This window comes from Deinococcus sp. (assembly GCF_030523985.1).
Lineage (GTDB): Bacteria > Deinococcota > Deinococci > Deinococcales > Deinococcaceae > Deinococcus.
Genome location: NZ_JAUNHK010000209.1, coordinates 1 through 1,671 on the forward strand (window position 1 = coordinate 1; position 1,671 = coordinate 1,671).

2 protein-coding genes are annotated in these 1,671 nt (G+C 68.2%); one reads left to right on the forward strand and one right to left on the reverse strand.

Annotated features, from left to right (window positions below; translation table 11 throughout):
* Positions 1–6: 6 nt before the first annotated feature.
* On the reverse strand, positions 7–672 hold the full coding sequence (locus tag Q4C89_RS15035; protein ID WP_303103429.1) for a uracil-DNA glycosylase family protein: 666 nt from the start codon (positions 670–672) through the stop codon (positions 7–9).
* Positions 673–818: 146 nt separating this feature from the next.
* Here Q4C89_RS15035 and Q4C89_RS15040 point away from each other — a divergent pair.
* A partial coding sequence (locus Q4C89_RS15040) for a hypothetical protein (RefSeq protein ID WP_303103430.1) occupies positions 819–1,671 on the forward strand: 853 nt, incomplete at its 3' end.

Here is a 1,671-nt window from a genome sequence, read left to right on the forward strand (position 1 = left end):
GCGGCCCTACAGGTCGAACAACCCGCCCGGCATCTGCTGTGGCCTCACCTGCACGTCCTCGGCCGTTTTTTGTCCGTGCAGCACGGCTGCCACTTCCCGAATGTCGCGCCAGGTCAGGCTCTTGGGGCCGCCGGGCGTGCGAACCGCGTTCCTGAGCAGGTAGGCCGGGTGGAGCATGGGCATCAGCAGGCTCTCGTGCGAACTCTGCGGGTGACGGTAACGGAACCACTGCCCGCGTAGCCGGGTGATGCCCTGGTCGGTGCCGAGCAGGTGCTGGGTGGCGGTGTTGCCCAGGGTCACGGTCACGCGGGGCCGCAGCAGGGCCAGTTGCGGGTCGAGCCAAAGGCCCGTGCAGGTCGCGCTTTCCTGTGCGTCGGGGGTGCGGTTCTGGGGGGTGCGGCACTTGACCACATTGGTCAGGTACGCCTCCGAGCGCGAGATGCCCGCCGCGTGCAGAATCCGGTCCAGCAGTTGTCCGGCAGGCCCGACAAAGGGCCGTCCCTCACGGTCTTCCTCGGCTCCTGGCCCCTCACCCACGATAAGCAGCGGCGCGGCGGGGTCGCCTTCCGAGACCACCACCTGCACGCACCCGACCCGCAACGGGCAGGCGGTGCAGCCCCGGTTGCGCTGTTCCAGTTTGGTCAGCGCCAGAGAGGACGAAGCCCCGGTCATGGTTTCAGCCTAGAGCATCCGCAGCAATTTCCCGTGTTCCACACGACAAATCGTTTGGGTCAGCCGCCAAAATTTCGACGATTTATAAGGCGCGGACATCGCATGGCTGCGGTGGGGACTCGCGCAGCTCGTATTAGCCTGAACCCGTGAAGCTCTCAGCCGTCCTCCCGGAGCCTGTTGGTCGTGCCGCTTTCCTGTCGCTGGAGGCCGAAGCCCAGTTGGTGGGGCCGGGGGAGAGTCTGGTGTCACAGCTCTCCAGGCTGCTGCAAAGCATGGAGCCGGAACTGCGAACCCTGCTGGGCATGCAAGCTGACCTGCCGCCCAGAGCGCCCCTGCCCTGGACTTTGCTGACCGAAGGAGAACACCCTGGCTGGCCGCTGCTGGCGCTCAGCGACCCCCCGGCGTTCCCGGCAGCCGCAGCCGCTCGGCTGGTCACCCACCTGGCGACGGCTTATCAGGTGATGCCTGCCGCGCAGCGCCGCCAGTGGGCAGAACGCAACACACCCGCGCAGCCCGAGCCGCCGAGCTGGGCGAGGCTACTGGCAGAACTGGCGGTGGCGCAGGCTGTCCCCGCCCTGCTGGGCTTCTGGGGAGTCTTGTCGGCATGTGTGGGCCTCAACGTGCGCCACCGTCCCCAGGCGGCGGCCCTGCTGGAAGCCGAGCTGCTGCGTCTGGGCACTGAATTGACCCAGCCTGGGCCACTGGCGGAGGCGGCGGCGTGGTCCGCCCTTTGGCCCCTGCACGGCGGGCTGCCCTTTCCTGGGCGGGCGGAGGTAATTCGGGTCGCTCAAGCGCTCCGCGCTCCCCGGCCTCAGCCTTCGCCCCTGCCCGATGAGCCGCAATTGCAGGAATGGCTGACCGGGCAATTGCCGCAACTTTCAGAGGGGGCGCTGGGCCAACTGGCCGCGCAACTTCATGGCCGTCAGCCTACGCCCGGCGAGGATCCCAGCAGCGGCATTTGCCTGAGTTGCGAACCGGGAGCCGTGGCGTACTGGCTGC

What these genes read in the sequence shown, in the direction of transcription:
- Q4C89_RS15035 (WP_303103429.1), bottom strand. Translation starts at nt 672, where the DNA reads ATGACCGGGGCTTCGTCCTCTCTGGCGCTGACCAAACTGGAACAGCGC.